Source organism: Intrasporangium sp., from assembly GCF_030452765.1.
Taxonomy (GTDB): domain Bacteria; phylum Actinomycetota; class Actinomycetes; order Actinomycetales; family Dermatophilaceae; genus Intrasporangium_A.
Genome location: NZ_JAKDLO010000048.1, coordinates 1 through 26,301, shown reverse-complemented (window position 1 = coordinate 26,301; position 26,301 = coordinate 1). Strand labels below are relative to the sequence as shown.

Genomic DNA, 26,301 nt, shown 5'->3' with positions numbered 1-26,301 from the left:
CATCACCTGGCCATGGGTCCGGTGCAGTCTCGCCAGTCCGTCGGCCAGTTCCTGGTCCGCCCGGGAGATGGCCAGCGCACAGGCCGCCGGGTCGAGCGCCGTGGCGCGAGCCACCGCCACGAGTCGCGCGTGGTCCTCTCGTGCGTCCGCGGCCCTGCCGCGCAGTAGCCGGCTGTGCCGGATCGCGTGCTCCAGGGCGTCGGCATACCGGGACAGCGCGCCTGCACCAGACTCCAGCTGCGGCAGCACGTGCCGAGCGCGCCCGGAGAGGGTCGCGAGCTCGCCCGCCGCGGCGCTCGCCGCCGACCCCGTCCAGACGAGCGCCAGATCGGCCCCGACGTCGCCACGTACGCCGCTCGTGGCGAGTGCCCTCGCCGACACCTGCCGGAACCGCAGTGCGGCGGCTCGTATGGTGTCAGGGTCACCCGAGGGCCCGGCGAACCCACCGGTCTCGGGCTCGCCCGCCCTCATGGGCGCACCGTGGGGCTGCCGGCCGGAGTGGCACCGATGCCGCGCAGCCCGAAGTCGGCCGCTGTGGACAGCTCGACCTCGTGCGCCGACTGAGCCGCCCAGGTGAGGCTTCGACCCAGCCCTCCGCAGGCCGAGGCCACGGCGGTGATCGCCGCCAGGTGGGTGGTGACGAAGTCGTCCACGACCCGTGGTAGCGCAGGGTGGTCGGCCGCGACGCCACGCCGGACCAGTCCACCCGCGTGGGCGAAGGCCGTGCCGCACTCCCGCAGCTCGACACACGTCGCCCGCAGCGTCCCGCCGACGGCCGTCGTGCCCTCCGTGTCGATCGCGTAGACCATGCGCTCGAACCTAGGAGAATCGAGTCAGCCGACGGCAGACTTGTCCACAGGCACCCAGGACGAGCCATTACGCTGGGTCAGGGATCCCCGCAGACCGACCAGACGGGAACTGCTCGAGCAGAGCAGGATCCACCTGCGCGATGAGCCCGTATGCCGTCGCCGGGGCCACGTCCAACGCCTCGTAGTGCTGGCGGCCGGCTCCCGTCGTCAGGACGAGGGTGGCCACGCCGGCGCGGCGTTGGAAGAAGCTCTCGCGAACCGTCCAGCCGACGATGCCGTCACGCTCCAGGACCACCCGGTCCCGGTCGAGGGCGCCCGAGCGCACCACGACGTGACGATCGGTCACGCGATGGCCGAGAGCGGCATACCTGCTGCGTGCGAGGGCCCACCCGATCGGGAGGAACAGGGCCGCGACGACGAACCACCCGGCCCACCAATGGAACACGATGGCGAGGGCCACGAGCGCTGCCGCCAGAACGACCGCCGGCACCAGAGCGCGCACGTAGCGGCGGCGGCGCGCGGACGGGCCGTGAGGGATGAGGTCGCCGTTGACCGCCGTCTCGTCCGCGACGATGCCGAGCGCGAGGTCGCGCACCACGCCGACCGGGGCCGGTGGCGCGAGGACGTCCGAGCTGGCCCGCGAGTCGTGCCCGAGGCCTGTCGTCACCGCCTTGAGCCGGGCGCCGCCGACGGTGCGCAGCCCGACCGGCTCGCCGATCTCGACGCCACGGAGCCGGTTCGCGTCGATGCTCGTCTCGCGGGTCGTGAGCAGGCCCCGGCGGGCGTGCAGGCTGCCGAGCGGGTTGCGCGACAGTCGGAAGCCCCAGAACGACAGGATGTAGCCACCGACGGCCAGGACGGTGATGGCCAGCAGGAGCAGGATCGCCCCCGTGACGAGGCCACGTTCCACCGCCCATGAGTAGGCCGACTCGTAGACCTGACCGTCCTGGGAGAACTGGTTGGCGAACTGAGAGCCGATGCCGAGCAGCGCTGCGGCCGAGAGGAACCCGCTCATTGTGAAGGGCGCGAACCGGACCCACGACGGGTCGAGCCGGAGGAGCTCCTCCTCGAGGGGGGAGGTGCTCGGCGGTGGCCACGGGGCAGCGCTCGCGGCCTCGCCGGACGGAGCCTCCCATGACGAGTCGACAGGCCGCTCCTGCACCTCGGTGGCCAGCACCGTGTCGAGGCCCGGCTCCCCCTCGGTGACCCGGTGGAGCAGCTCGGCGCGCAGGGCGCGGCCGGCCGTGAGGCTCAGTGCGTCGAGCACGAGCCGGTCCTTCGTGCCGGCCGTCGAGATCTCGACCTTCGCCAGCCCGAGGACGCGGTGCCAGATCTGTGCGGTGAGGTCGACGGTGCGCACCTTGTCGAGACGTGCCGTCGTCGTCTGCTTCGAGATGACGCCGTGCTTGAGCTGGATCTGCTCCGCGTCGATCCGATAGGTGGTCGTGAACCAGCGCGCGACACCGTAGGCGACGATGAGGGGCAGCACGATGAGCTCCCACCGCTCCGAGCCGTCTGCCCCCGCCCGGGCCAGGAAGATCGCGATGAGCGCGGGCAGGGCCCGGACGAGGGTCTGGAACGGGTGGATGAGCAGCATCCGCTTGTCGAGGCGACGCCAGTCGGACACCGCATCGGCCTCGCCCGCCGCCGGTGGACTCTCCGTCACGTCGCGTCACCCGTCTCGGCGACCGCGGCGGCCGTCAGCACGTCGACGAGCCGTCGTGCCTCCTCCGCATCGAGCCCCTCGATCCTGAGCGGGCCTGCCGCCGAGGCGGTCGTCACCGTCACCGACGCGAGCCGGAACGCCTGGGCGATGGGGCCGCGATGCAGGTCGACCGTCTGCACCCGGCTGACCGGAGCGATCCGGCGCTCCTGGTTGAACCAGCCCCGCTGTGTGTAGATGGCCTGCGAGGTCGCCTCCCACCGGTGCACCCGGTAGCGCCAGCGCGGCATGACGAGCACATAGCCGCCGCCGAGCACGAGCCACAGCAGCGCGACGACCCAGCGCCACACCATGTCGTCCCGGTCGAACCACCACCAGACGACCTGCCCGGCGAGCAGCACCGCCATCACGATGAGCGCCTCCACGGTCCACATCGAGATCGCGCGTCGGGAGACGAGATGGGCCGGCTCCCGAAGCTGCTCGTGGGGGGTGTCCTGAGGCTGCACCACCCCACGGTGTCACATCGCGAGCGTCGACTCCGTTAGCGTCGGATGGATGACGTCCACGCCTGAGCTCAGCGAGCACGCAACCATAGCCGAACGCATCATCGGGTCGATCGTCGAGGCGAGCAGCCCCGCCCTGTCGCCGGACGGCACGCAGGTCGCCTTCGTGGTCCGCTGGATCTCCTACGAGCAGAACGCGCGGCTCAGCCGGGTCTGGCTCGCACCCGTGGACGCGAGTGCTCGGCCGCGCCCGGTCTCCGGCGGCGAACACGACACGGCGCCCGAGTGGAGCCCCGACGGGCGGGAGCTCGCGTTCGTGTCCCGTCGCGGCGAGAAGGAGGGCGAGGCGACCCTGCACGTGCTGCCGGTGGACGGTGGTGAGACCCGGACCGTCACGACGCTGAAGGAGGGGATCAGCCAGGTTCGGTGGAGCCCCGACGGGCGGTGGGTCGCCTTCCTGTCCCGGGTGCGCGACGAGCGCTACGCCGCGAAGGACGTCAGCTGGCAGCCGCCGCGCAAGGTCGAGACGTTCTTCACCCGGCTCAACGACGAGGACTGGACCTTCGACCGCCCGATGCACGTCCACATCGTGCCCGCCGACGGGACGGCCCCGGCGCGCGATCTCATGTCCGGCCGCCACGAGTACGACGGCCTCACCTGGCTGCCCGACTCCAGCGGCGTCGTCACGTCGGGAGCCCGGCACGAGGGGTGGGACCTCGACCTCGCCACGGACCTGTTCGTCGTGGGGCTCGATGGCGACATCCGTGAGCTGACCCACCAGACGGGCAACTACGCTCGCCCGCGCGTCTCGCCGGACGGGACGGTCGTGTCGTTCCTCGGCCAGGACGACCCCATGCGGATCGGCAACCAGCACGTCGGTCTCGTCCCCCTTTCCGGCGGCGAGCACCGGTGGGTCTCCCGCGGGCTCGACCGGACCTTCACGACGACGGCGGGGACCCAGGAGCCGCACTGGGTCGACGACCAGACTCTCCTCACGACGGCCGAGGACCGCGGCGAGACCCACCTCTACCGGCTGCGCGCCGACGGCAGCTCGCCCGAGCGTCTCACCCACGGCCCGGTCACCGTCGCCTCCTTCGACGCCCGCGCCGGCACAGTCGTCGCCTGCGTCGGCGCGGTCGAGCGTCCGGCCGACCTGTATGTCGTCGAGCCCTCGGGCGCGCTGCGGGCCCTCACCGACTTCGGCGACCGGTACGCCTTGGCGGTCTCGCCGGTCGGCTGGGAGAAGTTCGCCGTCCCGTGCTCCGACGGCTCCGGTGAGATCGACGCATGGATCATGCGGCCCGCCGACCTCGACGAGACACGGCGACACCCCGTCATCCTCAACGTGCACGGCGGCCCTTTCACCCAGTACGGCGAGACGCTCTTCGACGAGGCGCAGTGCCAGGCGGCCGCCGGCTTCGTCGTGCTGATGTGCAACCCGCGCGGTGGCTCCGGCCGTGAGGACCGCTGGAGCCAGTCGATCGCCGGACCGCAGCACCCGGTCACCCCGGGCGCCGGGTGGGGCAGCGTCGACGCCGAGGATGTTCTCGCCGTCGTCGACACGGCCCTCGAGCGGTACGCGTTCTGCGACCCGGACCGCGTCGGTATGCAAGGCGGTAGCTACGGCGGCTACATGGCGACCCACCTCGCCGGCACGACGGGAACCCGGTTCCGGGCGATCTGCAGCGAGCGGGCAGTGAACAACTTCCTCACCGAGGAGTTCACGAGCGACGTCTCGACCAGCTTCAAGGCCGAGATGGGGGTCACCCACGTCGACGACCCGGACGCCTACGTGGCCGTGTCCCCGATCCGGTTCGTGCGCGACATCGAGGCGCCGGTCCTCATCGTGCACAGCGAGGAGGACTACCGCTGCCCCGTGAACCAGGCCGAGGAGCTCTTCGTCGCGATGCGGCTGCTCGGCAAGGACGTCACGTTCTACCGGTTCCCCGGCGAGAACCACGAGCTGTCCCGCAGCGGCTCCCCGGTGCACCGCCGCCAGCGCGCCGAGATCATCCTCGACTTCTTCGCCGCGCACCTGACCTGACCCCGGCCTACCCCCCGCCCCCCAGCTTCCTCGGACGGTCGGTTCGCGGGGTCGGAGGCTCCGACGCGCACCAGGCCAGATAGGCGGCGCCGCGGGGGGACAGCTCGTAGCCGACGTCGTGGCTGATCGTCAGGCCGAGAGCCTTGAGCTTGCGGATGTCCGTCTTCATCGGCAGCAGCTCCACGCCTCGCAGAGCGGCGAGCTCCTTCGACACGACCCGTGGGTTGTCCCGGATCCAGGTGAGGATCTCGCGCGTCCACGGCCCGGACTGCCGCGCGTCGAGGCGGGCCAGCCGCCGATCGATCCCGGCGAGCTCGTCAGCGTCGGGAATGCTGTCGCGCAAGGCGACTCGTGGGTCCGCACCGACCCACGAGAGCGTGACCCGGTAGACCGTGTCGCCGCCGTGGCTGCCACGGGCGCTCGGCTTGCGAGTCCTGGGCTCGAGCGCCCTGCGCAGTGCCGCGAGATCCCTCACCCCGGCCCGCTTCGCGTCGCGTTCGGTGAGCCGGTCGAGGTCGCGGACCTCGCGGCAGGCATCGAACCGGATGACGCCCGCCGCCGTGAGCTGCGTCCCGCCGATCTTGACCCGCGGCGCGTCCCAGCGGCGGAACGCCTGGGTGATGCTCCCGGCCCGGATACCCTCGGCGACCGGCTTCGAGATGAGCACCATCCCATCGTCGCAGAGCGGGACCGCTGGATGCTCGCGAGGCGGTCAGGTGCGCGTGCCGCCGTCACCCTCACCGAGATCCACGGCGGGCGAGCGGGGAGGTCACCCTCTCCACCCGCTGAGCTGAGCGGCATACCAGGTCTTCACCTATCGCGCCGCGGCGGGATAGTGAGCGGCGTCGGGGTCTGCTCGGCTTCACCTATCGCGCCGCGGCGGGATAGTGAGCGGCGGATTACGCATCATCGCGTTGACGACCCGTGACGTGCGCCGCCGCTCGGATGCTGCCCCCCGGCCCAGGGCGCGTGCCGACTCGAGCCGCGGGGCGGCCGGGCCAGGAGTCCATAGGATGGTCCGATGGACGTCGAGCTCGGCCTGGACACCTTCGGCGACATCGCGCTGGGACCGGACGGGGGGCCGCTGCATCCGGCGACCGTGATCCGGGAGGTCATGGCCGAGGGGCAGCTGGCGGACCGGCTCGGCCTCGACTTCATCGGACTCGGCGAGCACCACCGGGCCGACTACGCGATCTCCGCACCGGACACCGTCCTGGCCGGCCTCGCCGCGTCGACCGACCGGATCCGCCTCGGCTCGTCGGTCACCGTGCTCAGCTCCGACGACCCGGTCCGCGTCTTCGAGCGGTTCGCCACCGTCGATGCCATCTCCGACGGACGCAGCGAGATCACCGTGGGCCGAGGTTCGTTCGTCGAGTCCTTCCCGCTCTTCGGCCTCGACCTGCAGGACTACGAGACACTCTTCTCCGAGAAGCTCGACCTGCTCGTCGCGATCCTCACCGAGCGGCCGGTTGCGTGGGAGGGCACGACACGGGCGCCGCTCAACGTCGAACGCATCCAGCCCGGGACGCAGTCCGGCCGCCTGCCCCTGTGGGTGGGCGTCGGTGGCACGCCCCAGTCCGTCGTGCGGGCCGCACACTACGGCCTGCCGGTCGTCGTCGCGATCATCGGCGGTGCGACGAAGCAGTTCGTGCCGCTGGTCGAGCTCTACCGCCGGGCGCTGTCCGAGCTGGGCAAGCCGGAGCTGCCGGTCGCGATCCACTCGCCGGGTCACGTCGCCGCGACGGACGAGCGAGCGCAGGAGGAGTATCTGCCGCACTTCGTCAGCTACATGAACGTCATCGGCCGCGAGCGTGGCTGGGCGCCGATGACCACGGAGCAGGCGCTGGCCCAGATCGGGCCGGATGGCGCCGTGTACTGCGGGTCACCCGAAACCGTGGCCCGCAAGATCGCCGAGTCGACGCGGCTGCTCGGAGCCTCGCGTTTCCAGCTCAAGTACTCCATGGGCACCCTGCCGCACGAGCTGCGATCCGAGTGCATTCGGCTCTACGCGCAGGAGGTCGCGCCGCGAGTGCGCGAACTGCTCGCCAGCGCTTCGTCGACGCACGCTCCAGAGGCGGACGCTCCAGAGGCGGGCGCTCCAGAGGCGGGCGCTCCAGAGGCGGGCGCTCCAGAGGCGGGCGGTCAGTAGCCGGCCCGGTCGAGGGCCTCGGTCATGAGCTGGCGGCCGAGCGCGATCATCTCCCCAGCGCGGTGGAAGTCGAGCGTCCCGACGGCGTTGGACGGGACCCGCACGAGGATGTCGGGCGGGTTGCCCGCCATCCGGTAGCGCGAGATGAGCGCGCTCATCGTCTCGAAGCTCATCGCGAGCAGGTCGATGGTGCGGATGTCGGAACGGCCCAGGACCCACTCGTCCACCGCGCGGGCCGGTGATGCGGCCGAGCGCATGTCGCGTGAGGACGTGGCATCCGGGAGCGCGGCCTCCGAGCCGGTGGCCGGTGCGGGGGTGAGGTCCGAGTGGCCGGACCGCTGCGGCTCGTTCGCATCGGCCTCGCGCCGGTGACCGACGGTGAACCGGCTCGCCAGAGCCCGGAGCCGCTCCGACTCGAGGACCTCAACCGTGCCGCGCCGCAACCGGGAGGTCCACTCCTCGAAGGGTCGCTCCTCGGAGGTCTCCTTGACCGGCGCGCCCTGGCTGCTGTGGGTGCGTGTCCCCGACAGGTCGATCGCGACGGTCACATCGGCGCTCACCGCGGCGGTCGGCTCGATGGGCACCGGGTTCATCAGGCCGCCGTCGACGAGGGTGCGCCCGTTGATCACGACCGGGGTGATGACCCCGGGGATCGCGATCGAAGCGCGGATCGCGTGGACCACCGGACCCCGCTGGAACCACACCTCACGGCGGGCGAGCAGGTCGGTCGCGACGGCGGTGTAGCGGATCGGCAGGTCCTCGATCGCGGCGCCCTCCAGCAGGTCGCCGACCTTGGCGATGATCCGTTCGGCCCGGAAGGCCCCGCCCGGCGCCGAGAGGGTCAGGTCGAGCAGCCGGAAGACCTCGCGCTGGGTCAGCCCGAGAGACCACTCGGTGTAGACATCGAGCTTGCCGGCCGCAGCCACGCCACCGACGAGGGCACCCATCGAGGTGCCCGAGATCGCCACCACGTCGAAGCCACGCTCGTCGAGCACCTGCAGGCCCCCTACGTGGGCGTATCCCCGCGCCCCGCCCGAGCCGAGGACGACTGCCGCCCGCAACCGATCCGTCACGATCCCGAGCCTATGCTGCGCACTGGCCCGCCTGTGGTCACGGGCAGCGGAAGCAGCCCAAGAACGGGAGCAGCCGGTCAGTCGGCGACCACGACGGAGGGGGACAGGTCGCCCGACTCGGCGAGCTCGCGCATCCGCCGGACGACCCGGTCGCGCAGGGCTCGCGGGTCGAGGGTCGTCACGTAGATCTTCGTGCCGCCCTCGAAGCCGGCCAGCGTCGAGACCCGCCACTTGATGACCGCTCGCAACGGCATCGGCAGGTCGAGCGACGGTGGCCGGTGGTGCCACTCCTCGTTCGAGGGCACCTCGACCCCGGTCGCGGCATGACAGGCATGCAGCAGGTCGGCGAAGTCGGATACCTGCGCCTCGCCGAGCTCCCAGGGCAGGCTCCGTGGATCGCGGGAGTGGATCTCGATGGACGGGTACTGGTGCCCGACCCCGGCGAACGCGACGGCGCTGGGAGTGCTCGCGACGACGAGACCCTGCTCGGCGGCATACGCCGCCCCCCATCGCGCGTAGAGGTCAGGCTCCTGCCGGGCGCGCGCGCACTCGCGCTCGATCTGCACACCGAGCTCGTCGATCGCCACGAGCTGCTTGTGCAGGTGGTCGAACGACGCTCCGGCGCGGTTGCCCCAGTTCTGGAAGGCGGAGACGTAGCGGGCGAACTCGTTGTCCGCGTAGAGGGCGCGCATCGCGTCGATGGTGAAGGCGACGTACTGGCGGTGCTTCCCGCACGCTCAACGTGCCCGATCCGGCCAGCTGCGAGTCGTCGGTGGCGCCGTCGACGAAGTGTCGCCTGGCCAGGATCACCTCGTGGTTGGGTGCGAAGAACTCGATCGCGTCGGCGAGGTGGTCCTCGTAGGAGCGCTCGGCGACCCGGTCCGCCGGGACGCCGCGCGCGAGCAGCTTGGTCCGCACGATGTTGCCGACGTGCTCGCGGCCCAAGGGGGTCGACACGTACGCGGTGAGGCGGTCTGTCGTGTCGGGCGCCCCGCGCCAGCCATGTGCCCGGCGCCAGTAGTCGTAGGAGAGGATCTCGTAGAGGTTCGGGATGAGCCGGAAGGTCGGTCGGCTCGAGCCGAGGTCCTCCGCCGACAGCCCCCGCACCTGCTCCGACCCGCCGGCCGCCGCCACGACGCGCGCGATCTCGGGCGTCGTCTCCAGCATCCGGCCCCAGCAGAACGCACAGTGGCGGTCGTTCTCGGCCGGGTCGATCGGCCGTGGTTCGCGCACCTGCGAGACGAGGGGGCGGTTGCCACGGCCGGGTATCGTCCACACCTTCGTGCCGGTGAACGGGTTGACCTGTTTGATCGTGCCGTCGGGCATCCTCGTCAGCGGATCGGTCACCTCACACAGGATAGGTGGCGCACGTCACGTCAGCGGTGCGCCCCGCCGTGGCTATGGTCAGTGGGATCAGCACCCCCGGTCGCAAGGAGGCACCATGAGAGCCGCGCGCATCACCAGTCTCGAGGGGCCGTCGGCCGTCGCCGTGCAGGAGGTGCCCGATCCGGTACGGGGCGACGACGACGTGCTCATCGACGTGCACGAGGCCGGGGTGTGCTTCCCCGACGTCCTGCTCAGCAAGGGCCTCTACCAGACGAGGCCCGAGCTGCCCTTCACTCCCGGCGCCGAGTGCGCCGGGGTCGTCCGCGAGGCGCCCGAGGGTAGCGCGCTGGCGCCGGGCGACCGGGTCGCGGGCTTCCCGATCCTCGGCGCGTTCGCCGAGACGGTCGCGGTACCAAGCCGGTTCGTCTTCCCGATCCCCGGCTCGCTGTCGTTCCGCGAAGCGGCAGCCACGCCGATGAACTACCTCACGGTGCACTTCGCGCTGACTCGCCGTGGCCGGCTCGAGGCTGGCGAGACAGTCCTGGTCCACGGCGCCGCAGGAGGCATCGGCACCGCCGCGATCCAGTACGCCAAGGCACTCGGGGCGCGGGTCATCGCCGTCGTCTCCACCCGCGAGAAGGGAGTGGTCGCGCGCGCGGCAGGGGCCGACGAGGCCGTCCTCGCCGACGGCTTCCTCGAGCAGGTGAGGGAGCTGACCGACGGACGTGGCGTCGACCTGGTCGTCGACCCGGTCGGTGGCGACCGCTTCACCGACAGCCTGCGCAGCCTCGCCATCGAGGGCCGGGTCCTCGTCATCGGCTTCACGGCGGGGGAGATCCCGACCGTCCGGGTCAACCGGCTGCTGCTCGGCAACACGAGTGTCCTCGGTGTCGGCTGGGGTGCCTTCTGGACCCGCGAGCCGGGCTACGTCCGCAGCCAGTGGGACGAGATCCTGCCGCTGCTCGAGGACGGCAGGCTCGACCCGCCGTTGGGGGCCTCGCACCCGCTCGAGGACGTGGCAGCGGCGCTGCGGGAGCTCGACGAGCGTCGTGCGGTCGGGAAGGTCACGCTCACCGTCCGCTGAGCTGAGCGGCATACCGCAGAACCGTCGGTATGCCGCCCACCCACCTCCCAGCGCTCTGTGGACTCGTCGACTCGTCGGGGCGGTGTCGTCCGGCGCGCCTACAGTGACTAGCGATGGCGTGGAACGTGGGTCGGGCGGCGACCTGGGTGGCCGATCTCTCCGATGCGGAGATCAGCCAGCAGGTCGGCTCCCGCACGTTCGCGCGTGGCGAGGCCTATGCGGCGCAGCGACGGATCCGGTCTCTGGCGACGCGGCCCGAGGGCACGATGATCCTCGGCACCATCGAGGGCAGCGGGGCCCAGTCCTACCAGACGATCATCGACAGCACGAGCGTCGGGCGCCGTACGACGTGGTTCGGCCACTGCAGCTGCCCGGTCGGCTTCGACTGCAAGCACGCCGTGGCGCTGCTCATCACGGCCCGCGACGTGGCGCGGGGGATCGTCGCCGAGGCGGGGCCCACCAGGGAAGGCGACGGCCTGTCGGGGGCGCACTGGTCGGAGGTCTTCGGGCACCTGCGCCAGTCCGAGGTGCTGGCGAGCCGGCCGGTCGGCAGGCCCGAGCCACAGGGTGACCTCATGCCGGCCGGCCTGTTCGTCGACCTCGCCTACCGGGCGGCCTCCGTGCAGTGGCGCGAGCTGCCGGAGCCGGCCTACGGGCTGCGCCCGACGCGGTGGACGCGGATGGGGCAGTGGCACCAGAGCCTGACCTGGCACGACGCGCTGCCACGCTGGGCCTCCGCAATGCGCTACCTGCCCGAGCACGAGCGCATCATGGCTCGTCTGCACGAGGTGCTGCGGTCGGGATCCGGGGGAGCCGGCTTCGTGACCACGGCCGCGCCGCTGTTGCTCGGGGCGAGCGCCGAGGTGTGGCCGCTGCTGGCGGAGGCGCGCGACGCGGGCATCGAGATCATGCCGGGCGAGGGCGTGTCGGGCCCGGTGACGCTCGTCGACGAGCCGCTGCGGCCCGAGCTCGACGTGACGCGCGAGGACGAGACGGGTGACCTCATCGTGCGGGCCATCGTGGCGGGCCTGCCCGGGGGCCACGACGGCGACCGGGTCCTCGTCGGCGAGCCGGTGCACGGTGTCGTCGTCGACGGGCCCGACGGGCTCGTGCTGCGACCGTTCGACGCTGCTCTCGGTCTCGTCCCGGACGCGCTCGAGCAGGCGCTGCTCGGCATCCGCGTGCCGGCGCAGGAGCGGTCGCGGTTCCTCACTACGGCGATGCCCGGGCTGCGCGACCGGGTGCGGGTGCGCTCGACGGTGCCGCTGCCGCTCGCACCTGCCACGGCGCCGCCGCAGCGGGTGACGGCCCACGTCCGGGTCCGCGCCGACGTGCCGGGTGAGGTGCGGCTCGACCTCGGGGCCGCCTACGACGGTCGACGCCGGGCGTTCTCGACCGAGCGCCTCTCCGGGGCGGGGCAGCGCGACCGGATCGCGGAGCGGGCTGCGCTGCAGGCCGCCACGTCGGTGCATGCCGTGCCTGGCGCCGTCGGCCGAGGCGCCGACGGCGAGCTGTTCCTCAACCCATCGGTGGTCCTCACCGGGGTCGCCGCCGCGACGTTCGCGAGTGTGCTGCTGCCCCCGCTCGAGGCGGACGAGCACGTCACGCTCCTCGTCGAGGGCGAGCTGGCCGCCTACGACGAGGCGGTCGACCCGCCGGTCATCCACCTGCGCACCGACGACACCGGCGACCGCGACTGGTTCGACCTGCAGGTCTCCATCGAGGTCGCCGGCGAGGCGGTCCCGCTGCGCGACGTCTTCGCGGGGATCGCCCTCGGCGAGGAGATCATGCTCCTCGAGTCGGGCACGTGGTTCCGGCTCGACCAGCCCGAGCTGCTGCGGCTGCGCGACCTCATAGCGGAGGCGCGTGAGATGTCCGACCCCGACAGCGACGAGCTGCGGCTCAGCGCCCACCACGTCGACTACTGGGACGAGCTGGTCCAGCTCGGCGTCGTCGACCGGCAGAGCGCGAGGTGGACCGCGACCGTCGATGCGCTGCGGTCGCCGGCCACCAACAAGCCGCCGGTGCCATCGGGCGTGCGGGCCGAGCTGCGCCCCTACCAGCTGGATGGCTACCACTGGCTCGCCACGCTGTGGGACGCCGGGCTCGGCGGGATCCTCGCCGACGACATGGGCCTCGGCAAGACGATGCAGGTCATCGCGACCCTGGCCCGCGCGCACGAACGGGGCGAGCTCGCGGCCGGTGGTCATGGCCCGGTCCTGGTCGTCGCGCCGACGAGCGTCGTCGGAACGTGGCTCGGCGAGCTCGAGCGGTTCGCCCCCGGCGTGCCCGTCGTCGCGCTGAGCCGGACGGCCGGCAAGCGCGGCACCGAGGTTTCGGCGGCGATCGACGGGGCGGCGGTCGTCGTCACCACCTACGCGATCCTCCGGCTCGACTCCGAGGCGTTCGAGCAGGTCCGGTGGCGGGGGGTTGTGCTCGACGAGGCTCAGTTCGTCAAGAACCGTCAGGCCAAGACCCATCTCGCGGCGCGGCGGCTCGGCGCACCGTTCACCCTCGCGGTGACCGGCACCCCGCTCGAGAACTCCCTCATGGACCTCTGGTCGCTGCTCTCGCTGACCGCGCCGGGGCTATTCCCGCGGCCCGACCTGTTCACGAAGGTGTATCGCAAGCCGATCGAGTCCGGCGAGCGCCCCGAGCTGCTCGACCGGCTCCGCAGGCGCATCCGGCCGCTCATGCTCCGGCGCACCAAGGAGCAGGTCGCCCTGGACCTGCCACCGAAGCAGGTCCAGCTCGTGCCCGTCGAGCTCGCCCCCGTGCACCGGCATCTCTACGACCGGCAGCTGGCCCGCGAGCGGCAGCGGGTCCTCGGGCTGCTCGCCGACCCCGACGCCAACCGGGTCGCGATCCTCGCCGCCCTGACCCGGCTGCGCCAGCTCGCCCTCGACCCGGCCCTCGTCGAGCCGCAGCACGAGGGACGCGCGGTCGCAGCCAAGCTCCAGCTGCTCGTCGAGCGGCTCCGGGAGCTCGACCAGGAGGGCCACCGTGCCCTCGTGTTCTCCCAGTTCACCGGCTTCCTGCGCCGGGCCGAGGCGGCGCTCGGTGCCGCAGGCCTGCGCACCTGCTACCTCGACGGTTCGACACCCGACCGGCAGCAGGTCATCCGCAGCTTCCGCGACGGCCGGTCAGCCGCCTTCCTGATCAGCCTCAAGGCGGGCGGCTTCGGCCTGACCCTGACCGAGGCCGACTACGTCTTCGTCCTGGACCCGTGGTGGAACCCGGCCGCCGAGGCTCAGGCCATCGACCGAGCCCACCGGATCGGCCAGGACAAGCCGGTCACCGTCTACCGGCTCGTCTCGACGGACACGATCGAGGAGAAGGTCGTGGCCTTGCAGGAGCGCAAGCGCGACCTGTTCCAGCGCGTGATCGACGAGGGCGGTGCGCTGTCCGGGGCCATCACCGCCGACGATGTCAAGGCGCTGCTCGAGCTGCCCTGACTCAGCGTCTCTCGTGGGCCGCCAGTCGAGGCCGCGGTCGGGGGGTCGGGTGGGAGGACAGCATCCTTGCGCTCACCGGCCTGTCCCGAATCGGTTGACTCCCGACCCGGAATCACCACCAGTAGGTGGGGTGCAGAGTCAGCGTCTGCTCGGCTGTCGTGCGTGCTCCGCCGACCCGGCTGTGTGACGTGTCGTTCCAGGACCGGACGGGCGTTGTCTCGGTCCGGCGGTGATGGTCTGCCGACATCGCGAGGACGAGGCCGCTGTAGCGGTTGACGAGCTTGAACGTTCCGGTCTTGTGGCCGCGGTTGACCGATGTCTCCGACACGACGAACCACTGCTGTCCCACGGTCGGCGTCGAGCTGGGCCTGGACACAACGGGATCCGTGCCCCAGGCCCGCCCGGTGGTCGACGCGGAGTCCACGCCCAAGACCTGACCGGTGGTGCCGTTGCTGATCGTGTAGGCGCCGTCGCCGGTGGGGGTGAACTTCCAGGTGCTGAGCCATGCGTGCGCACTGCTCGACGAGGTCGTGCGCGTGCTGCCGGGGACCTGGCGAAGCACTCGGTGATGGCCGCTGGCGATCCGATAGGTCCTCCGAGGATCGATCGGCGCGCTGGGCCTGGACGACTCGATCATGATGTCGGTGAACTCGCTGTCGCCGTCATTCGAGCAGCCGTACGAGCAGTACGACCGGAAGCTCTTGCCGACGATGGACGAGCTCGTCCGGTTGGCCGAGTCGAGGAACCAGCGGTACCACGATGCGTTGGTGTAGCTGCCGGTGTCCCCGATCAGGTGCCACTTCTGCGTTGCCAGGTTGTCGGTGGCGTAGAACTGCTGAGGTGCCGTGCCGCTCTGGTCGACCGCTTGCGGCTCGCCGAGGTAGAGGCCGAGGTAGGCGTTGTAGGTGATGTCCATGACGAAGAGCGGTGACGTCGCAGGCATCCTGCCGGCCGCGATCTGCTCATCGGCAGTGCCAGGCGTGTTCGGGTTGTACTCCTTGCTGGGCGGGGTGTAGCCCCTCCTGTTGGCGTCGGTAGGGACCAGGTTGCTCTCGCGACCGCCGAGACCCGGCTGTGACCAGGCGCCGTCGTACCACTTCTGCCATGACCCCGGCGCCATCTTGGCGGACATCGGAGCCCGCGCGACGTGCGAGTAGAACGCCTTCCAGCTGCCGGTCTTGTCCACGATCCGCGAGCCGTAGTACATGTAGAAGTAGCCCGACGCCGCGTCCGCGTAGAGCCGCGGATCGCCATCGCCGTAGTCGTAGGTCTGCTGTGGGAACGCCTGTATGTCGCCGCGCTGCGTGCTGTAGGGCGACGTGACGACGTGCGACTCGAACCTCCACGTCAGACCCTGATCCTTGGAGATCGCGTAGTCGATCGCGTCGTAGTGCAGGCGGTCCCCGAAAGGCTGCGGGGTGAACTCGTTGTGGACCAGGCCGTACCAGTCGCCCGTGTCCGGGTCGACCCACATGTTGGTGAGGTCGCAGTAGTTGCGCTGGGAGTAGCGAGAGCCCGCCGGCGCGTACGTCGACTCCAGACCGGTCGGGCTGTTGTTGCAGCGCCACGTCGTGTCGTTGTTCCTGTCGTCCGGGTTCGCCGGGTTGACGGAGCTGTTGATCGTGGCGGCAGCCGTCGCGTCGTCGATCGTGCCGCCGCTGAAGAAGGTCCACTTGCGTGGATCGGTCAGCGCATAGTTCGCCTCCGCCTGCTCGTAGTAGAACGTGCCGTCCTTGTCGATGAACGGGCTCGCCGGCGTGTCGGTGGGGTTCTGCCAGACTCCGATCGAGTCCACGGACACGGTGAATGTCGGCCGCTCGTGCGCGCCGGCGGACGCTGCCAGAGAACTCCCCGCAGTCATGGCCGCGATGGACGCCACCCCTGCGAGCACTGCACCGATTCGTCGTTGAGCTCGCACGAGTGCTCCTTGATCGGTCGTGGTCGAATGACCTCGTACTTCGAGATTGGTGCTCCGAGATTGACACAGAAAGCGCCACGGTGGGACTTTAGGTATGTTTCGACCGTATTTGTGCCACGAGAAGGGGCGCGCCCGGACCGCGCCGGTGGGGAAGAGGGCAGGCCCATTCGCGGCCGGCGTCCCCGTCGAACATCTCCCCCGGCTCAGAGCAGGCTGTTGGTGGTGGCGTATGCCGCCGCAGCAGCGCGGGTGGGCTGATGAATCTTGGTCAGGATGTTGGCGATGTGTCGGTCCACGGTGGGCGGACCCAGCTGACGTGTGCTCGCCTGCGGCATGCGTGGTCCGCACGGCCGGCAGCAGGAACCTGGCGCGCCCGGGCGGCCCCCCGGAAGCCGGGGCGCCGGTGGCAGACCGACGTCAGTTCAACGTCGTGCGAGCGACGGCTCGGTCAGTCACTCGACCACGTCGATGAGCCTGCGCAGAGCGGCGACGTGACAGCGAAGCGCCGTGCGGCCCGCGTCGGTGAGACCGACCCACGTCGTCCGCCGGCCGTCGTGCATCCCCTTGCGGCTGCGCACGTAACCCGCGGCCACGAGCGTCGAGATGTGCTTGGACAGCACGGAGTCGCTGACCCCGAGGGCCTCCCGCAGCGTGGAGAACTCCGCCGCCGAAACCGCGGTCAGCGTGGTGAGGAGCTGCAGCCGAGCCGGGGCGTGGATCAGCGGGTCTAGCCCGGCCATCAGCCCAGGACCAGCAGGACCGCGAGCCCCAGGCAGGCGATCACGGCGAGGCCGGCGAGCAGCCGCGGGGAAGCGCCCACTGCGTGCGCGGCCGGTTCGCTTCGGTAGGCATGCCACCACCGGCGGGCGCCGAGGGCGTAGCCGGTGCCACCGGCCACGGCCGCCACCGCGACCAGCCACCACGCCGACGCGAAGGCGGCCCAGGTCGCGGCGCCGAATGAGCCGAGGTAGACGAGGGACGACGTGGTATCCGCCCCGAGGACGACTTGGCTGGCGAGGCCGTCCACCCGCACCCCGTTGATCACGCGGAACCGATGCAGCGACCATGCTGCGGTCATGAGGAACACCGCCAGTCCGGCGAAGAGGAGCGCGAGCCCGGCGGCCGTCTGCTGGGCGATTCCGACTCCGGCGGTGCCCACTTGGACCGCGACGGCGACGGCGAGCGCTGGATGGAGGCCGCTGGGCAGGCGCAGCCGGGCGGCCAGCCGGTCGCGCGCTCGGTCGGCCGCTGCCAGTTCGGCGTGGGCTTCGTGAGGACACGGTGGCGGTGTTGGACTTTCCATGTCGGAAAGTATGCCTCGGACTTTCCAATCCGGCAAGTTCGCCCAGGGAATCCGCGCGAGTGTCGTGGTCGTCCTCCCATGAACCGAACCCACCGGCACACCCGAGCCATACCGAGGTCACCGTGCGTGCCGACCCGTGGGATGACCCCTGCTGGGCGGCCGTCCTGGACCGGGAACGCCTCGGCACCGCCGCGCCACGGATACCGGTGCTGCTCTACCACGCGGACGCAGACCAGCTGTTTCCACCCGCGGCTGCCCTGGAGCTGCTCCGCGCCTACCGCCGCCAGCAAGCCGACGTGTCCTGGGCGGACGTGGGCACCTCCAACCATGTCACCGGCGCCCACCGCGCGGCCCCCAAGGTGATCACCTGGCTGGACAGCCGCCTGACCCCCTGCTGACCATCTGACCGACTTCGCGTGTCCCAGAACGTCAGGACCAGGCCTGATACCGATGTCGTGGGGAGCCGGCCCGCCGGGTGACTGGCCGCGGGGGGCAGCGAACGCCGGCCCGTACTTCGCCGCACCGGATTACGAACGATGTGCCCACGGCCTGGCGGGGGTCGTGGCTCGGGCCGCCCGCCCTGTCGCCCGATGCGCAGCTTATGAGGAGCTGACCGAACCCGGCACACCACGCGTTCGTCGGGGCCTGCCTGCGAGGCCCCGTCAGGCATCGGCGTACTCGGCGGGCCACACGAGCCGGAACCTCTCGAACACGACCTCCACCTCGTCGTCGTACTCCACGCCGATCTTGGGTAGCGTGCGCTGAAAGTATCGCCGGTGTGTCCCGACCCAATCCTCTCGCGTGCGGTCGCCCTCGCCCTCGTCCCAGGCGAACGACGCGTCCACGCTGCTCAGTGGCCCGAGCCGCAGCTCCACGCTCTGCAGGACCGCGCGCGGTACACCGGAGCCGTCGTGCACGATCCAGTGCCCACCGATGCGCGGCAGCGGCTGCTGCTCGTGCCGGTAGTCGGCGACCGCCCCGGCGGTGGCGCGCTTGGGACCATGTATGACGAGCTCGAGCAGCTCGTCGGCAAGCGCCGCGGAGTCACCGAAGGACTCGGATGGCGGCTGTTCGTGCCGATGCTCAGGATGAACCCCGATGTACTCCTCCCACATCTGTTGTGCCGCTGGCTGATTCGGCTCTACCGGAGCAGATCCGGCTCTTGAGGTTGTCATGGGTGCATTCTCCGCGGACCCGACGACAGCGCATCTGGCCCGGCGCCCGGCACCTGACCCGGCGCCGGGCACCTGACCCGGGGCCTTGGTGGGTAGCCGGGGAGGCCGGTCCGGCCGCGGGGCAGTTCAGGTCCCGCATGAGGCGGCAGCGACGGTGATCGTTGCCAGGCCACGCCAGGTCGGATCCGTGACAGGTTCGTGAGAGGTGCCCGGCGCACGCTCGGCTGAGTCGAGATCACTGGAGGTGTGATGATGAGCCAGGCCAACGCAACCCGGCCGGTGGTGGTGCGCCCCCTGGCGCCAGGAGACACGTCGACCGTGTACGAGGTGATGGACCAGCTGTCCGCGCGGTCGGTCTACCTCAGGTTCCACGCGGGGATGGGCAGGTTGAAACCACGGATGGCCGCCGCGCTCGCGCGGGTCTCTGCCGGGGACCGACAGGTGCTGGTCGCCAGAGTGGACGGCCACCCGGTCGGTCTGGCCCATGTGGCCCGGGTCGGCACCGAGGCGGAGGTGGCCCTCGCGGTCGCCGACGCGTGGCAGGGCACGGGCATCGGGAGATCCCTCGCGTCCGCTGCCGCTCAAGCCGCCCGCGGGTGGGGATCGGGGGCGCTGGTGGCGGTCGTGCTGCCGGAGCACCGGCAGTTGCGGGACTGGCTGGCCCGGCTCGGGGCCGCGCCTGACCGACAGGACCCGATGATGCTGCGGGTCCCGGTCGGGCCAGACGTCGAGTCGGTGACCGGCCCGGCAGGCGCGCCGCGTCCGCTGGGCGTGCTTGAATGGCCCGGTGCAGGTCCGGGTGCTCGGTCCGCTGCGCGTACAGCAGCAGGGCGGTGCGGCGGTCGCGCCGCGGGGTGAGCGACCGCGTGAGGTGCTCGCGTTGCTGTGCACCCGCCTGGGGCGGCCGCTCCCGTCCGAGGTGATCCTCGATCTCGTCTGGGAACGGGCGGCCACCTCGCTCAGCACGGCCGTGGTGCATACCGTCACGGGCCGGCTGCGCCGCCAGTTCGGTCCCGGCCTGGTCCACACGACCGACGCCGGGTACCTCGTACCAACCGGGACGGACGTTGACGCCGGCCGGTTCAGCGAGCTCGCCGCGGCCACCCGTGAGACAAGCCTCGAGGACCGTCCGACTGAGCGGGAGGCGCTCTGCCGGCAGGCTCTCGCGCTGTGGGCCGGCGGTGTCGCCTACGAGGGGGTACGTGAGGCGCTGGTCCGGCCCGAGCGGGTCCGCCTGGGTGAGCTGCACCGCCGGGTCCGCTCCGATCTGGCGTCCTGCCTGCTGGCGCGGGGAAACCCTCTGGACCCGACCACGCCCGGGGCGACCGATGCCGCCGCCGAGGCGTTGCTGATCGCCCAGGAGCTGCTCGCGACCAACCCGATCGACGAGGACGCGGCCGTGCTGTGCATGCGATCGGCCTACCGGCTGGGCCGCCAGGGTGAGGCTCTGCGCGTGTTCGACACTCTCCGTCGCACGCTGCGAAGGGAACTCGGGATCGACCCCGGCCCGGCAGCCGAGGCCGTGCACGCAAGGGTCCTGGCCCAGGACGCCTCCCTCGGTGAGGTCCGGCCACACCGGCTTCATCAAGGGCTGCGACTTGCCGCCCCGCTCACGCCCACGGTCGGTCGCGAGCGTGAGACAGCAGCCGTCCTCGAGGCCTTGGCCACCGGCCGGCGCCTGGTGACCGTCACCGGTCCTGGCGGGGTGGGCAAGTCCCGGATGCTGGCTGACGTCGGCGCGGCCCTGTCCACCGACGCTCAGGTGCGGTACGTCACCCTGTCCGCGCAGGACGGACAGACCGCGGCTGACCTCGCCGCCGCCCTCGCGGTGCCGGCTGGACTGCCTCTCGCCGGCGGCGACACGGTCACGGCCCTGGTCCGGTCGCTTCGCGCGCGCGACCTCGTCGTGCTCGTCGACGACGCCGAGTGGGTGACCCAGGCGGCGGCCGAGCTCGCCTCAGCGGTGCTCGCCGGTGCGCCCCGAATCCTCCTCGTGGTCGCCTCGCGAGAGCCGCTGTCCGTGCTCGGCGAGCACGTCGTCGAGCTGGCGCCGCTACCGGTGCCAGACCCGGCCGATCCGCTACCCGCGGTGCGGTCCTCTGCCGCGGTACGCCTGCTGCTGCAGCGACTCGCGGATCGGGCCGCCCTGCCCGACCCGGATCCGGTCACGTGGCCGGAGGAGCAGCTGCGGGCAGTGGCCGAGGCGACCCGGCGCGTCGACGGGTTACCTCTGGCCCTGGAGCTGCTCGCCGGCGCGGCCGGCGCCACGCCGGTCGAGGACTTGGCGGACCTGCTCCGGGCCGAGCATCCGTTCGAGCTGCGCTCAGCCGAGCAGGGCCGCGAGGAGCGCCACCAGTCGCTGCGCGCCACGATCGCGTGGAGCGTGACCAGGCTCGACCCGGTCACCCGGGACGTGTTCGCCCAGCTGTCGGTCTTCACCGGGCCGTTCAGCCCGGCCGCCGCCCGCGCCGTCGTCGGCCGTGCGCCGGCCGAGATCGACAGGGCCGTGCGGAGCCTGGCCGCGCACCACCTGCTCGCCGTTCAGCGCGTCGCCGGTCGGGTGTTGCTCCGGCTGCTGCGCACCGTGCGCGAGCTTGCCCGGGAGGATCTCGTCTCGGCCGGTCATGCGCCCGCCGTCGCGGCTCGTCACCGGGAATGGTTCGCCGGCCTGTGGCGCGACGCGCCCCTGTCCGATGCGTTGATCGAGCATCTGGGCCAGCACTACGAGGACTACATCGAGGCGATGACCGGCGCGCTCGGCCTGGGCCTGGACGACCTCGCCGCCGACGTTGCCACCGCGCTGTGCCGGCGATGGCTCTTCATCGAGGCGAGGGGACCCGGGCTGGAGTGGACCGCCACCTTGCTCGCCAGGCCAGGAATCACCGCCCAGCAGCGCGCCCGGCTCCAGATCGCCCGGGGAGCCTTCGCGACCTGCCTGGACGTGACCCCCCGTGAGCACGAGCAGCTCGTCTCGGCCCTGGCCGCGGGACCCCGACTGGACGTGCCTGCTCGAGCTGCTGCACGCGATCACGGCTTACGGGACCGGCGACCTCGCTGCCGCCCGGCGGCACCTGGCCCGCAGCCTGACGCTCGCCACCGCGTCGGCACCGCATCACCTGCCCGAGCTGATCGCCCCCCGGGCCGTCATCGACGCCGCCGCCGGAGACCGCGACGCGGCCGTGGCCGGGGCCCGCGAGTCGCTGGCCCGGATCGGTGCCACGATCTCCGCAGTGCATCACGTCACCGTCGTGCCCAAGGCCGCCCTGGCCCTACTCGACGCGGGCCACCCCGGCGAAGCGCTCGACCTGCTGGAGCGCGCCGGCCAGCAGGCCACCAGCCGGTTCGGCATCGAGCCGACTGCGACGATGGCCACCAACGCCGGATGGGCCGCGCTCGGGCTGGACCGAACCGAGCCCGCAGTGGCGTGGTTCACCCGGGCCTTGGTCGGTCCCCAGCCGATCGAGGCCATGGGCACCATCGCAGAGGCATCCCTCGGGTTGAGCTGCGCCTTGGCCCACCGCGACCCCGCGGCGGCCGTCGAGCTCCTCGGCCTGGGCGACCTGCTCCTCGAGAGCGCAGGACAAGTGCTCCCGCCCTCCCTGCACGCCCGGACTGAGACAGCCCGGCGCCGGCTTGGACCGACGCAGATCCTGACCGGCTGGACCCCGGATCTGGCCGTGACACGAATCCGTCAGCTCGCCCGCCAGGCCGGTCGTGGTCCGTCCCACCAGCACTGAGCCCGCGAACCACCAGTCGGTCAGTGGCTGGAGTGCCTGCACCAAGCCCGCGCCTCTGGCTGTCGGCGCGGCGGCTGGTCCGGGCGAAGACCGAACTCCGTCACCGACGAGCGGCGCTGATGCCGGTGATCGAGCTGCGGCTCAGCGAGCGGAGTGGCAGCCGTCAGGCACCGAGGTCGGCCCAGACGGTGTCAGCGTCCGGCATCGCGGCGATCTCGTCCCGCACGCGCATCGCCGCTGCTCGGTAGGCTGGGTCGCCGTTCACCCGCGCGACCGCCGCCCGGATGGTGCTGACGGCATAGTCTTCTGGATCGACGACGACACCGGCGCCGGCTCGAGCCAACAGGGCAGCGTTCTGGGGCTGGTCGGTCCCGCGCGGCAAGGCGACCTGGGGTACGCCATGCACGAGCCCGCCGAGCATCGTGCCCGACCCGCTGTGAGAGACTAGGAGGTCGGCCCGCTCGAGCAGGGTGGTCTGGGGGACGAACTGCGTGAGCACTGCGTTGGCCGGTACCGGGCCGACCTCGTGCGGCCGCAGCGGGCGGCCAGTGGTGGCAACCACGATCCCGTCATAGCTCGCCAGGGCCTCGAGTCCGATGGTCAGGTCGGCGGTGTCGACGTTCTTGACGGTGCCCAGGGTGAAGTAGGCAAGCGGGCGGCCGTCACCGAGGGCGGTTGCCACGGCGGGCGGCAGCGGGCCGGCCTCGCCGGCGCTCGGCCGCAGAGGGACGGCCTGCGGCCACGGCTGCGGGCCGGTCGGCTCCAACGAGGGCGGGCAGATGTCGAGGGCCTGCTCGGCCGAGACGTGCGCCCACAGTCCGGGCTCGCCGATCGCGGCTCCCGCCGGCCCGATGAGCTCGGCATAGAACGGGAACATCGGCCCGAAGCCGCGTACGACGCTCGGCACTCCGAGTCGTCGGCCCAGCAGAGGCCCCGCCATCTCGAGGACCTCGTGGACCAGTAGGTCAGGACGCCAGTCGTGCGCCATGACGCTCAGGTCGACAAGCCGGGCCAGGGCAGGCGTCCCGAACAGCACGACCACCCCGTCCATCATCCTTTGCCCGTCGGGCATGCCCTGGTCCGCCCAGACGGCCTCGTGCGCCGACCACGACTCCGCCCAGGTCGGTCCGACCGGATGTGCGTCGATCCCCCAGGCAGCCAACGGGCCGACCAGATCCGGGCCGGTGGCGAGGCGCACGTCATGGCCGGCGCGCTCGGCCGCCCGCAACAGCGGCAGTAGCGGCAGGACGTGCCCATACGCCGGGCAGGAGGTGAACAGCACCCGAGCCATGAGACTCAGCGTGACAGGACCGCCGGTCGCAGTCGAGTGACCACGACCACGACGAGGTCCCGGTCCGGGCGTGCCGGCGCTCCACGGCCTGGGCGGCATCATCCGTCACCCTTAGTCGTCGCGCCTCGGGCAGGCCGCCCGGTGTAGGTCGCCGAGGACCGGGCATAGAGTGGAAGAAGCCGACCGTCCGTACGAAAGGAACGACACGTGGTCTACACACTCCCCGAACTTCCCTACGACTACGCAGCCCTCGAGCCGCACATCAGCGCGCGGATCATGCAGTTGCACCACGACAAGCACCACAAGGCCTACGTCGACGGAGCCAACGCGGCTGTCGCGAAGCTCGAGGAGTTGCGCGAGTCCGGCGACTTCGCCGCGCTCAACGGCGTGGAGAAGAACCTCGCGTTCCACCTCGGCGGCCACATCAACCACTCCGTCTTCTGGAACAACATGAGCCCGGACGGCGGCGGGCAGCCTGACGGCGAGGTCAAGGCCGCGATCGACGAGTTCTTCGGCGGCTTCGAGAAGATGCAGGCGCAGTTCAACGCCAACGCCAACGCCATCCAGGGCTCCGGCTGGTCGATGCTCGTCTGGGACACCCTCGGCCAGCGGCTCAACATCATGCAACTGTTCGACCAGCAGGGCAACGTCCCCGTCGGCCAGGTCCCGGTCCTGCAGCTCGACATGTGGGAGCACGCCTTCTACCTGCAGTACGAGAACGTCAAGGGCGACTACGTCAAGGCATGGTGGAACATCGTCAACTGGCAGGACGTCGCCGGCCGCCTCGAGCGCGCCCGCAGCACAGCCGGGCTCATCGTGCCGGTCTGACGGTTCCACCCGGCCGAACGGACTACATCCGCGTAAGTGCCCCCGCCGCAAACGCGGCGGGGGCACTTGGCGTCTTCTTCCTCACCGGACCGGTCCGGTGTCGCTGAGTGCTGTCTCCGGTTCGGCGTGGGTTGTTGCCGGGCTTGGGGTGGGCGCCTGGCGGTACATCAGGGTCACGCCGACCGCGGAGGCGAGCAGTCCGGCCAGTACTCCGACGCTGGGGGCCTGGCCGAGGATCGGCCAACTCGCGAGCGCGACGGTGGCCGGTATGCAGAACAGCAGCGCGGACGCTCTGGTGGCTCCGCGACGTCGGATCAGGGTGAAGAGGATCAGGGACCCGGTCGCGGAGCCGACCAGGGCCAGCCAGGCGATGGCCGTGAGTGCTACCGGGTGGAGCGGGATGGCTAAGCCGCCGTGCAGCGCGGCGACCGGTGCCAGAACGATCGCAGCGACCGCCGCTTCGAGGGACGCGACCGCGGCCAGCCCGGGCCGGGTGGGTAGTCGCCGTTGAGCGAGGGTCCCGGATACCGAGCCGGTGAGTCCGACCAGGGCGCACAGGAGCGCGGTCAGCGAGCCCGTGGCGCTCAGGTGGTCGGAGAGCGCGGCGACCACGCCGGCGAGGCCGAGCGCGGCACCGAGCCATTGGCGTGGTGAGAGTGGTTCGCTGCCGGTGACCGCGCCGGTGACCCCGACCAGTACCGGGGTGCAGCTTGCCACCAGTGAGACGGTGGCGGCCGGTAGCCCGGCGCCGAGCGCGAGGTAGAAGCCGCCGAACTGGACGGCCAGCAGCAGGATGCCGGCCACCGCGACCGGTGCGAGGTCACGGGCCCTGGGCCACCTGTCGCGTCGGAGCGCCGCGATGCCGGCCAACAGGCCTGCGGCGATGCCCATTCGCCAGGCGTTGACGGCCAGTGGTGGGGCGGCCCGGGTGGCGATGGTGCCGACGACATACCCCGAGGTCCACACCCCGATGAATGCCAGCTCAAGTCCGTTGCTGCGGCGCATCGCGGCCTCCAGATTCCTGTAACGGTAGTGATCGTTACATGATGGAGCCGGCGCATGTAACGAGTCAATCCGTTATTCTGGGGTGATGGTGAACGGTTCGTACATGGCGCCCGAGATGGGGTCGGCCTGGCTCGATCTGGCCGCGACGCTTCGCGGGCGCTTTCGCGAACCCGCGCGGCAGACCGACCTGATCGAGGACCCACGCGCCCTGCAGTCCTGGCTGGCGGCCCGGGGGCTGGGCCCACGCCGTACACCGACCGCCGAGGACGTGATCGCGGCCCAGCGGCTGCGCGAGACCGTGCATGTTCTGGCGCGTGCGCTGGCCACGGGGCAGCCTCTCGACCCGGTGCTGGTGCGCCGGCTCAACCAGATACTGCGGGCTGCCGGCCCGGCAGGCCTGCTGCTGCGCCTCGACTCCGGCGGCTCGCTCGTCGCGTCCCGCCCGGCCGATGCGAGCGAGGCGCTGGCCCGGATCGCGCGGCAGGCCGCCGCCGACCTGACCGGCCCGCGCGCCGGGCGGCTGCGGACCTGTGGCGACGAAACCTGTTCCGGGGTGTTCTTCGATGACACCGGGCGCCGCCGATGGTGCTCGGACGAGGGTTGTGGTGTCCGGGTCCGGGTACGTGCCCACCGTGCCAGGCGGGCCGAGCGCGAACCTCCGACCAAGGGCAACGCTTGATCGAGACATGCCGAGCACTTCGCAGATTCCCGACGAGGTCAGGTGTCGCCGAGATCCAGGGTTGCCAGTTGGGTGCGGGAGGCGATGTCCAGCTTCGTGAAGACCTTGCGTAGGTGGTAGTCGATCGTGCGGGGGCTCAGGAAGAGCTGAGCCGCGACCTCCGGGTTGGTCATGCCCTCTGCGACCATTCGCGCGATCTGCAGCTCCTGGGGCGTGAGCTGGTCGGTGCTGGAGGGGTGGCGTCGGCGTGCGGTCTCCC

24 protein-coding genes and 1 pseudogene are annotated in these 26,301 nt (G+C 71.5%); 9 read left to right on the top strand and 16 right to left on the bottom strand.

Features of this window, described 5'->3' with window-relative positions; translation table 11 throughout:
- The 4 genes from L0H79_RS08270 to L0H79_RS08255 all read right to left on the bottom strand — a co-directional run.
- Positions 1-471, bottom strand: a 471-nt coding sequence (locus L0H79_RS08270) for a hypothetical protein (RefSeq protein ID WP_301484119.1), incomplete at its 3' end; no start/stop codon positions are given.
- Positions 468-809, bottom strand: coding sequence for a hypothetical protein (locus tag L0H79_RS08265; RefSeq protein ID WP_301484118.1), 342 nt, complete (start codon positions 807-809; stop codon positions 468-470). The genes L0H79_RS08270 and L0H79_RS08265, both read right to left, overlap by 4 nt.
- A gap of 67 nt (positions 810-876) precedes the next feature.
- Complete coding sequence (locus L0H79_RS08260; RefSeq protein ID WP_301484117.1) at positions 877-2,475, bottom strand: PH domain-containing protein; 1,599 nt, start codon at positions 2,473-2,475, stop codon at positions 877-879.
- A complete protein-coding gene (locus tag L0H79_RS08255; protein ID WP_301484116.1) occupies positions 2,472-2,978 on the bottom strand; it encodes a PH domain-containing protein in 507 nt (168 codons plus the stop codon). The genes L0H79_RS08260 and L0H79_RS08255 overlap by 4 nt, the downstream gene beginning before the upstream one ends.
- Before the next feature lie 49 nt (positions 2,979-3,027).
- On the opposite strand from L0H79_RS08255, the gene L0H79_RS08250 reads away from it, so the two are divergent.
- The gene (locus tag L0H79_RS08250; RefSeq protein WP_301484115.1) at positions 3,028-5,019 is read left to right on the top strand and encodes a S9 family peptidase; all 1,992 of its coding nucleotides are present in this window, start codon (positions 3,028-3,030) and stop codon (positions 5,017-5,019) included.
- A gap of 7 nt (positions 5,020-5,026) precedes the next feature.
- Here the strand turns inward: L0H79_RS08250 and L0H79_RS08245 are convergent, their stop codons facing one another.
- Entirely contained in the window at positions 5,027-5,686 is a 660-nt protein-coding gene (locus L0H79_RS08245; RefSeq protein WP_301484114.1) for an ASCH domain-containing protein, read from the bottom strand.
- Between the two features lie 354 nt (positions 5,687-6,040).
- Between L0H79_RS08245 and L0H79_RS08240 the strand changes: the two genes are divergently transcribed.
- Positions 6,041-7,168: an LLM class flavin-dependent oxidoreductase gene (locus tag L0H79_RS08240; RefSeq protein ID WP_301484113.1), complete on the top strand. Its 1,128-nt coding sequence runs from the start codon at positions 6,041-6,043 to the stop codon at positions 7,166-7,168.
- Here the strand turns inward: L0H79_RS08240 and L0H79_RS08235 are convergent.
- From L0H79_RS08235 to L0H79_RS08225, 3 genes and pseudogenes are all read right to left on the bottom strand, one after another.
- A complete protein-coding gene (locus L0H79_RS08235; protein ID WP_301484112.1) occupies positions 7,162-8,241 on the bottom strand; it encodes a patatin-like phospholipase family protein in 1,080 nt (359 codons plus the stop codon). The genes L0H79_RS08240 and L0H79_RS08235 overlap by 7 nt on opposite strands.
- A 77-nt stretch (positions 8,242-8,318) precedes the next feature.
- Positions 8,319-8,933, bottom strand: a complete 615-nt coding sequence (locus L0H79_RS08230) for a DUF4921 family protein (protein ID WP_301484111.1) — start codon at positions 8,931-8,933, stop codon at positions 8,319-8,321.
- Between the two features lie 97 nt (positions 8,934-9,030).
- Positions 9,031-9,567 (bottom strand): annotated as a pseudogene (locus L0H79_RS08225) (DUF4921 family protein); the annotation flags it as partial.
- Positions 9,568-9,682: 115 nt separating this feature from the next.
- Here L0H79_RS08225 and L0H79_RS08220 point away from each other — a divergent pair.
- Together L0H79_RS08220 and L0H79_RS08215 are read left to right on the top strand one after the other, a co-directional pair.
- Entirely contained in the window at positions 9,683-10,651 is a 969-nt protein-coding gene (locus L0H79_RS08220; RefSeq protein ID WP_301484110.1) for an NADPH:quinone oxidoreductase family protein, read from the top strand.
- Between the two features lie 113 nt (positions 10,652-10,764).
- On the top strand, positions 10,765-14,106 hold the full coding sequence (locus L0H79_RS08215; protein WP_301484109.1) for a DEAD/DEAH box helicase: 3,342 nt from the start codon (positions 10,765-10,767) through the stop codon (positions 14,104-14,106).
- A gap of 112 nt (positions 14,107-14,218) precedes the next feature.
- On the opposite strand, the gene L0H79_RS08210 is transcribed toward L0H79_RS08215, so the two are convergent.
- From L0H79_RS08210 to L0H79_RS08195, 4 genes are all read right to left on the bottom strand, one after another.
- Entirely contained in the window at positions 14,219-16,024 is a 1,806-nt protein-coding gene (locus tag L0H79_RS08210) for an RICIN domain-containing protein (protein ID WP_301484108.1), read from the bottom strand.
- A 203-nt stretch (positions 16,025-16,227) separates the two neighbouring features.
- Positions 16,228-16,359, bottom strand: coding sequence for a hypothetical protein (locus L0H79_RS08205; protein WP_301484107.1), 132 nt, complete (start codon positions 16,357-16,359; stop codon positions 16,228-16,230).
- A gap of 117 nt (positions 16,360-16,476) precedes the next feature.
- Positions 16,477-16,764, bottom strand: a complete 288-nt coding sequence (locus tag L0H79_RS08200) for a transcriptional regulator (RefSeq protein ID WP_301484106.1) — start codon at positions 16,762-16,764, stop codon at positions 16,477-16,479.
- Positions 16,764-17,327, bottom strand: coding sequence for a hypothetical protein (locus L0H79_RS08195; protein WP_301484105.1), 564 nt, complete (start codon positions 17,325-17,327; stop codon positions 16,764-16,766). Before L0H79_RS08195 ends, L0H79_RS08200 begins: the two co-directional genes overlap by 1 nt.
- A gap of 122 nt (positions 17,328-17,449) precedes the next feature.
- Here L0H79_RS08195 and L0H79_RS08190 point away from each other — a divergent pair, with 122 nt between their 5' ends.
- Positions 17,450-17,725, top strand: coding sequence for a lipase family protein (locus tag L0H79_RS08190; RefSeq protein ID WP_301484104.1), 276 nt, complete (start codon positions 17,450-17,452; stop codon positions 17,723-17,725).
- 264 nt (positions 17,726-17,989) lie between these two features.
- Here L0H79_RS08190 and L0H79_RS08185 read toward each other — a convergent pair whose 3' ends face one another.
- Positions 17,990-18,502 carry an ASCH domain-containing protein gene (locus L0H79_RS08185; protein WP_301484103.1) on the bottom strand — a complete coding sequence of 171 codons (513 nt, stop codon included), beginning with the start codon at positions 18,500-18,502 and terminating at the stop codon, positions 17,990-17,992.
- Positions 18,503-18,754: 252 nt separating this feature from the next.
- On the opposite strand from L0H79_RS08185, the gene L0H79_RS08180 reads away from it, so the two are divergent.
- Both L0H79_RS08180 and L0H79_RS08175 read left to right on the top strand, forming a co-directional pair.
- The gene (locus L0H79_RS08180) at positions 18,755-19,360 is read left to right on the top strand and encodes a GNAT family N-acetyltransferase (protein ID WP_301484102.1); all 606 of its coding nucleotides are present in this window, start codon (positions 18,755-18,757) and stop codon (positions 19,358-19,360) included.
- Positions 19,290-22,118: a BTAD domain-containing putative transcriptional regulator gene (locus L0H79_RS08175; RefSeq protein ID WP_301484101.1), complete on the top strand. Its 2,829-nt coding sequence runs from the start codon at positions 19,290-19,292 to the stop codon at positions 22,116-22,118. The genes L0H79_RS08180 and L0H79_RS08175 overlap by 71 nt, the downstream gene beginning before the upstream one ends.
- A gap of 284 nt (positions 22,119-22,402) precedes the next feature.
- Here L0H79_RS08175 and L0H79_RS08170 read toward each other — a convergent pair whose 3' ends face one another.
- Complete coding sequence (locus tag L0H79_RS08170) at positions 22,403-23,530, bottom strand: glycosyltransferase (RefSeq protein WP_301484100.1); 1,128 nt, start codon at positions 23,528-23,530, stop codon at positions 22,403-22,405.
- A gap of 207 nt (positions 23,531-23,737) precedes the next feature.
- On the opposite strand from L0H79_RS08170, the gene L0H79_RS08165 reads away from it, so the two are divergent.
- Positions 23,738-24,358 (top strand): superoxide dismutase, encoded by a 621-nt coding sequence (locus tag L0H79_RS08165; RefSeq protein WP_301484099.1) that lies wholly within the window; start codon positions 23,738-23,740, stop codon positions 24,356-24,358.
- Positions 24,359-24,439: 81 nt separating this feature from the next.
- Here the strand turns inward: L0H79_RS08165 and L0H79_RS08160 are convergent, their stop codons facing one another.
- Positions 24,440-25,363, bottom strand: a complete 924-nt coding sequence (locus L0H79_RS08160; RefSeq protein WP_301484098.1) for a DMT family transporter — start codon at positions 25,361-25,363, stop codon at positions 24,440-24,442.
- Positions 25,364-25,448: 85 nt separating this feature from the next.
- On the opposite strand from L0H79_RS08160, the gene L0H79_RS08155 reads away from it, so the two are divergent.
- Positions 25,449-26,042: a CGNR zinc finger domain-containing protein gene (locus L0H79_RS08155; protein ID WP_301484097.1), complete on the top strand. Its 594-nt coding sequence runs from the start codon at positions 25,449-25,451 to the stop codon at positions 26,040-26,042.
- A 38-nt stretch (positions 26,043-26,080) separates the two neighbouring features.
- On the opposite strand, the gene L0H79_RS08150 is transcribed toward L0H79_RS08155, so the two are convergent.
- A partial coding sequence (locus L0H79_RS08150) for a helix-turn-helix transcriptional regulator (RefSeq protein WP_301484096.1) occupies positions 26,081-26,301 on the bottom strand: 221 nt, incomplete at its 5' end.